Source organism: Methanosaeta sp. UBA458 (assembly GCF_002496085.1).
GTDB classification, from domain to species: domain Archaea; phylum Halobacteriota; class Methanosarcinia; order Methanotrichales; family Methanotrichaceae; genus Methanothrix; species Methanothrix soehngenii.
Genome location: NZ_DAIK01000159.1, coordinates 1 through 6,082 on the forward strand (window position 1 = coordinate 1; position 6,082 = coordinate 6,082).

7 protein-coding genes are annotated in these 6,082 nt (G+C 49.1%); 1 reads left to right on the plus strand and 6 read right to left on the minus strand.

Annotated features, from left to right (window positions below; all coding sequences use genetic code 11):
- Window positions 1-101 precede the first annotated feature (101 nt).
- The 3 genes from BP822_RS11640 to BP822_RS11650 all read right to left on the minus strand — a co-directional run bounded on the left by BP822_RS11640 (window position 102) and on the right by BP822_RS11650 (window position 3,364).
- Window positions 102-2,039: a hypothetical protein gene (locus BP822_RS11640; RefSeq protein WP_013718429.1), complete on the minus strand. Its 1,938-nt coding sequence runs from the start codon at window positions 2,037-2,039 to the stop codon at window positions 102-104.
- Between the two features lie 656 nt (window positions 2,040-2,695).
- Window positions 2,696-2,956 (minus strand): hypothetical protein, encoded by a 261-nt coding sequence (locus tag BP822_RS11645; RefSeq protein WP_048131708.1) that lies wholly within the window; start codon window positions 2,954-2,956, stop codon window positions 2,696-2,698.
- A 177-nt stretch (window positions 2,957-3,133) separates the two neighbouring features.
- On the minus strand, window positions 3,134-3,364 hold the full coding sequence (locus BP822_RS11650; protein WP_013718427.1) for a DUF1328 family protein: 231 nt from the start codon (window positions 3,362-3,364) through the stop codon (window positions 3,134-3,136).
- A gap of 397 nt (window positions 3,365-3,761) precedes the next feature.
- Between BP822_RS11650 and BP822_RS11655 the strand changes: the two genes are divergently transcribed.
- The gene (locus BP822_RS11655) at window positions 3,762-3,917 is read left to right on the plus strand and encodes a hypothetical protein (RefSeq protein ID WP_157863633.1); all 156 of its coding nucleotides are present in this window, start codon (window positions 3,762-3,764) and stop codon (window positions 3,915-3,917) included.
- A gap of 339 nt (window positions 3,918-4,256) precedes the next feature.
- On the opposite strand, the gene BP822_RS11660 is transcribed toward BP822_RS11655, so the two are convergent.
- From BP822_RS11660 to BP822_RS11670, 3 genes are read right to left on the minus strand one after another with little or no spacing between them, the layout of a single operon-like run.
- Window positions 4,257-5,240, minus strand: a complete 984-nt coding sequence (locus BP822_RS11660) for a bifunctional methionine sulfoxide reductase B/A protein (RefSeq protein ID WP_013718426.1) — start codon at window positions 5,238-5,240, stop codon at window positions 4,257-4,259.
- Window positions 5,241-5,246: 6 nt separating this feature from the next.
- Window positions 5,247-5,489 (minus strand): hypothetical protein, encoded by a 243-nt coding sequence (locus tag BP822_RS11665; protein WP_286878342.1) that lies wholly within the window; start codon window positions 5,487-5,489, stop codon window positions 5,247-5,249.
- Window positions 5,489-6,007 (minus strand): hypothetical protein, encoded by a 519-nt coding sequence (locus BP822_RS11670; protein ID WP_013718424.1) that lies wholly within the window; start codon window positions 6,005-6,007, stop codon window positions 5,489-5,491. The genes BP822_RS11665 and BP822_RS11670 overlap by 1 nt, the downstream gene beginning before the upstream one ends.
- Window positions 6,008-6,082: the final 75 nt, after the last annotated feature.

Here is a 6,082-nt window from a genome sequence, read left to right on the forward strand (position 1 = left end):
TCCCCGTTTCTTCTCGATCATCATGAACCAAAGACCGTCCACTGACCGATAGGAGCGGCGGAAGTACTCCATCTTATCGCTCTCTGCTAATTCTTTCATGCCTACCTGCTTTCCAATATCTGATCCTCTGATCTCCTCTTCCTGCTGGCCTTGAGTATGCCCTTGCATGATTGCATGGAGCGGCGGCATCTCTGGACATCGTTGCGCATTTCTGCAGCTTCCGGGTCTCTTTCTGCCTCAAGCTCCTGGGCAAGCCCCTCGAATATCCTGGTGGCCTTCTTATAAGCCCGCAGAGCCCTTTTGACCCATTCCTCTCTGTCCTCCACCTCAGATATGGTGACATAAGCGAAGGCCAGGTCTCTTAAGATCTCAGCATGCTCTCTTGGTGCCTCATCTTTTTGGTAATGCTCCAGGGAAGCAGAGCATGCTTCGATTGCTCTCCTGCAGTTTTCCGCCTTATCTGTTACCTCCGCCAGGGTGATAAAGCTGTAGCCCAGGCTCTTCAGAGCATCTGCATGCTCTGTCGGATGAGATGCTTCATAGATCCGAACGGCGGCCTGGCAGGCATCAATAGCCTTGCGGCAGTTCTCCTCCTTTTCCTCGACCTCAGCCAGGGCAGAGTATGCCGCCCATAGGAGGAGCTGTGCCTCAGCATGCTCAATTGGATGCTCAGATTCATTGTAGATACTAAGCGCCTCTAATGCCGCTTCTGCTCCTTTCCTGCAATCCTCTGCTTTGGCCTCGACAGAGACCTCCGTGTCGGCAAGAATGCTGTAGGTGATGGCCAGGTCTTTCTGGCAGGAGGCATATTGCAGAGATTTGTCCTGGGAAAAGGCTGCCAGCCTCTCCTGGCAGGCCTCCAGAGCTAAAAGACAGTTTTCAGCCCGGTATTCTATATCCGCCAGGGTGAGGTAGCCAAGCCAGAGTATCCCCTGCGATTCTGCATACTCTTCAGGGTTGCTATCTCTATTGAATATCTCCAGGGCCTTGCGAGCAGCACCAATGGCCTTAAGGAAGTTCTCGGCGGGATTCTGAATCTGGGCCAGTGCCAAGTGAGCGTTTCCAATGCAATTTTGAGTGGCAGCATACAGCTTTGGATGTTGCTCCCGAGGGTAAAGATCCAAGGCGTTCCTGAATGCCTCCAGGGCGAGCTGGCAGTTCTCCAGGCTCTCCTCCTCCTCGGCTAGGGCGAGGAAGGCATTTCCCAGATTGTTCTGGGATGCTGCATATGCCAGCGGCTGTGTTTCCCGTTTTCGGATGAGAAGAGCGTCGCGGCATGACTGAATAGACTGCCTGCAGCACTCTATCTTATCCCTTTCATCCCCTGCCCCAGCCAGGGACAGATAGGCTATGGCCAGGTTGTTTTTGACCAGGGCGAACTCATCCGGAAAACGGCCCGGATCATAGACCTGCAGGGCGTCCTGGTAGGAGGCAATAGCTTGCTTGCAGCTATCCATTCTATCCTCAGGCTCATCCGCGAACTGGGCCAGGGTCAGATAGGCGCTGCCCAGGTTCGTTTTTCCCCTCGCGAACTCCTGGGGATGATCTTTGAGGCTGTAGATCGAGAGAGCATTCTTGGCAGCATCGATTGCCATCTTGCTGTTATTGACTCCATCCCCCAGCTCAGCCAGCTTCCGATAGGCGACGCTCAGCTCATCCTGAAGAATGGCGTAATCCCCAGGATAGCTTAATCTGGAATAGACGGCCAATGATTCCTCCCAAAAATTGATGGCCTGCTTGAGGCTTTCCCCTTGATCAAAAATATCGGAACGGGCGGCATAGGCATATCCCAGGCTTTTCATTACCCTGGCGCGATGATGGGGATAGTTTTCTTGGGTATAGACGGCAAGCGACCTTTGATAAGCCTGGACGGCATGCTCACAGCTCTGCAGATCGTTGTTCTTTTTGAATATCTCAAGGTAGATATCGCCGATCTTCCTGAAGATATTGCTCTCCTGGGCAATATCCATCTCGAAGGTCAGCATCCTTTCGCATGTCTTTAGAGCCTTTTCGTACTCTTCAATGCCATCCTCTTTCATATCATCACCTTCTGGTAAAAGGCATCTTCAGATATCAAAGGAGGTTATGCCTTGAGGAGTTATACCTTTAGGGATTAATTGACCTATAGCTCTTCTAATATCACTTAACCTCCTCGAATTTCCTGCTATATCAATCTGAAATGATGCTACATCTACCCTTCGCTTTTGACAATTGAATTTGAGCTTCGCTTCAATCTATAAATATACTTTAATACAACGGTGTCCCACATTACGGCGAGACAAAAGTCCAAAGTTTTGGGATGTGCTTATAAAACCTGCCGGCTCCTCGCTATTTTGTATGGGTGAACTTAAATCGCTAATTCTCTGTGTCTCGGTGCCTCTGTGGTGAACCGCTATGCTATGACCTAACCACAGAGACACAGAGGAACAGAGGCCATATTCTCTGACTTAACTCACCCACATTATTCAGCGAAGAGCCAACCTGCCCAAGAAGTGAGTTTCAGGTCCTGGATTTTTCTCAATGAATAGCGGGTGCTATCTGAAGACTACACCGCCTAAAAGGAGCAAAATAGCCCCTAAAAAGCCTGTGATGGTGATTATCGTCTCTGTACTTATATCTCTGTGCACGAGCGCCCCCTTGGGCTGATTCAGGATAATAGCTTTTCGCCCGGTTTAGCCCCGCTTTTTGGGCGGTATCAAAAGCGCTTGGCTGCCACTGCAAAAGGCAGAATATCCAGCACGGTCACCATCGCAACTAGTCCTATCCAGTAGAGGGGCTTATTGAAGTACCAGGTTCTCTTTCCCCGTGCATAGACATAAGCGAGGTACGGGAAAAGGGGCAAAATAGAGACCAAAGGATGAGGCTCCACAAATAGGACGTAGGTGAAGATATATCCCTGCAAGAGCAGGCAGACGACAGTTGCCAGACCAACTTTGGCTTGATTGTTGAGTCTCATATCTCTTGCCACTCGCTCTTGGTTGATAAGCTTTTCAGATACTCGCAGGACTATGCGAGTCGATTGCTGTAAAAATTATGCAGAATGATGAGGGGCTGATGAAGTTTTCTTTGCCTGGCGGAGAGGATGTAAGGCCATACCCCTCCGGACAGGCATAGATTCGATGAACCAGAGAGTCTAGGCTGCGAGAAGCAATGTCGCCAGGTTGATTGAGCCCCCAAATACAAGCGATAATATTGCCAGAATGATGAATGCGATCACAAGCCATTTAGCGATATCCATAGATATTCCTGCGCCTCGCCAGCCGAGCACTCCCAGGATCAGTGCTATTGCAAAGAATACCACTGCCAAATATAATAAATCCACCATTTTGTCCACTCCCATTAGTATCTTTATCTGCCTTGTCATCGATGATGAAGAACCCTGACCGGCGCAAAATATATCCGGATGAAGGCTTAATCAATCAAGACGATGGCAGCTTATTAATGCCTATGACTCTCTTTAAATTTAAGACTTTTGGAGCCAATATTTACATAATATAAAATATAATTTATTATAAATATAATTCTGCTCTTGATGGGATGTGGACAATGAGATCAATCTGTCTTAATTGCTCATACCATCATGGCTATTTTGACCTTGAGCAAAATCCCTGAATTGGAGTGAAGCAAAATCCCTGAATCGGATCAATTCTCTGGGATGATAGATGACATCTGCCTCAGGCAGACCTTTGCATCTCATATAATGAGCTATAAATCAATATACCATAAAGTATATATGTGCAAGAACCGGTTTAAAAAACATTATGCCAAAGACTACTCTGACATTATCAGAACCAATAGCAAAAGCCTTGAAGATCTATACAGTTCAAGCCAAAAGCAGCATGCGCGCTCAAAGCCAGGTAATAGAAGAGGCGCTAAGAGAGTTCTTCGAGAACCATGGAATTAAAATCGAGGAGTAGCAACTTTTTGCATCTCCTTCTCTGCACTCAACGCTGTTCTATAATGCATCCGGTTCCGTCAGGCTGACGCATGTACCAGACCCGCTGATAAACAGCATTTATAAAATTGGATCACAAGGCGGGCGGATGGTGAAGGTAGTGATATTTTTGCCCTGATGTGTGATATATGAAAACACGGCACATATAGACACAATGATGGGCAACATAAATATCAAAATCGAAGACATGGCCGCATGACGATAGGATAAATCAACGGCCATTTAGGCATGAAGATAAGATGATTTTCACTCAAAACGCAAAAACAGAGGGATCGGGGAATTGCAGGCTACCCTCTCGGCCTTATTTTCTTCTGAATACATGGCAGGGTACTGACCCCTGCTTTGCGAAATAATCCTGATGATACTCCTCCGCCTCAAAAAATTCTGATGCAGGAACGATCTGGGTGACTGCTTTTCTTGCAATGGCTCCAGATCGATCATACTCTTCCCGGGATTCCTCTGCTGCTATTCTTTGCTCCTCATTATGGTAGAATATTGCAGAGCGGTATTGAGTGCCGATATCAGGACCCTGACGGTTGGGCGTGGTGGGATCATGCATCCGCCAGAATATGGAGAGCAACTCCCTGTAGGATACGACCTTCGGATCGTACTTTATCTGCACGGCCTCAGCGTGGCCAGTAGTTCCTGTGCAAACCTGTGCGTAGGACGGATCGGGAGCAGTCCCTCCGGTATATCCCACTTTTGTTTCCAGCACCCCGCGAACCTGCTGAAAGCGAGCTTCCACCCCCCAGAAGCAGCCTGCGGCAAATGTGGCCAGCTCATAGTCTGGATCGTCCTTCCCGGGACTCTCCATATGCCCAGATCGAGCCTCATCCTCCCGGAAGAGGCTGAGATACTCTCCGTAGCCCTCCCGTTCCAGATCCTCAGCCGGTATAAAGCGGAGGGATGCGGAGTTGATGCAATAACGCAATCCTGTCGGCCCAGGACCATCATCGAACACATGGCCCAGATGGGAATCTGCGTCTTTGCTGCGAACCTCAACCCGCCTCATATTATAGCTGGTGTCGACGTTCTCAATGATGCGATCCTCCTTCAGGGGCTTTGTGAAGCTCGGCCAGCCGGTACCGGAGTCGAACTTATCTTTCGAACTGAACAGGGGTTCTCCTGAGAGCACATCTACGTAGATGCCGGGTCGTTTATTATTCCAGAATTCATTTTGAAAGGGAGGTTCGGTGCCGCACTGCTGGGTGACATGAAACTGCAGCGGCGTCAGTTTCTTTTTGGAATTCGTTTGGGAATCTTTCAGGGAATCCTCTCTTCTCATAAGCACTTATTTTACGGGATCCTGCTTATAGATTTCTCTATCTTTCAGCAGCTCGATCAGCACTGAGAATACCGCCGCCTCCAGAGGATCGTTCAGAGCGTAGAATGCCTCGCTTGAGTGCTTTTTTGCCATGTCGGCAAGCTCTTTTGCATAGGACTGATCCTCCTTCTTTAAAGCTCGACCGGCCTTGGACCAGCGAAGAGATAGGTCGTTTACCCCCATTCTTACGCTCTCAAAGCTTCGGCCCATCAGAAGCTCTCCAGGGTGGTCTGGCCAGTGGAACTGGCTTGCGTTTTTCGATTATTCTTTGCAGAAAGCCGTGGCGCAGCACAAGGCCCCTCGGCGAAGCAGAATACTCTGTCGGCATAAGTCATCATCTTCTCTAAATAAGGATCGGAGGTGGGGGAATAGAGAAGCAAAATGCTGCCCTTCGCTGCCTCTCTCATGGCCATAGATGCATACTCCACCATCTCTCCAGCCCCCTCGTAAAGCAGGGGATCATGCTCCAGGATCATCAAGGTGTGGTGGCTCTCCTCCAGGACGGTTAGCAGCTGGAAGACGGTAAATGCCCTTCTTACCTCCAGATCTCTAAACCTGCGATCCAGTCTGCTCAGGACGCGAGAGTAGTTTCCGCAGATGTAGAGGACCTGATACCTGTCGATGCCCAGATGATCGTTGAGGGACTCGATCAGCATCTGCAATGGAGCCACTAGTATTGCAAAGGCTCTGCTCTCGATGATGATCGCAGGATGCAGTTCGAATTCCATGCGATACATCTCTCGTTTCAGAGGAGATAAGCACAAGGAATGCGCGGAGCGAATGTAAACTACTCCGGCCTAAAG

Coding starts and splice junctions, on each gene's coding strand:
- BP822_RS11640 (WP_013718429.1), bottom strand. CDS start 2,039: ATGAAAGAGGATGGCATTGAAGAGTACGAAAAGGCTCTAAAGACATGC.
- BP822_RS11645 (WP_048131708.1), bottom strand. CDS start 2,956: ATGAGACTCAACAATCAAGCCAAAGTTGGTCTGGCAACTGTCGTCTGC.
- BP822_RS11650 (WP_013718427.1), bottom strand. CDS start 3,364: ATGACAAGGCAGATAAAGATACTAATGGGAGTGGACAAAATGGTGGAT.
- BP822_RS11655 (WP_157863633.1), top strand. CDS start 3,762: ATGCCAAAGACTACTCTGACATTATCAGAACCAATAGCAAAAGCCTTG.
- BP822_RS11660 (WP_013718426.1), bottom strand. CDS start 5,240: ATGAGAAGAGAGGATTCCCTGAAAGATTCCCAAACGAATTCCAAAAAG.
- BP822_RS11665 (WP_286878342.1), bottom strand. CDS start 5,489: ATGGGCCGAAGCTTTGAGAGCGTAAGAATGGGGGTAAACGACCTATCT.
- BP822_RS11670 (WP_013718424.1), bottom strand. CDS start 6,007: ATGGAATTCGAACTGCATCCTGCGATCATCATCGAGAGCAGAGCCTTT.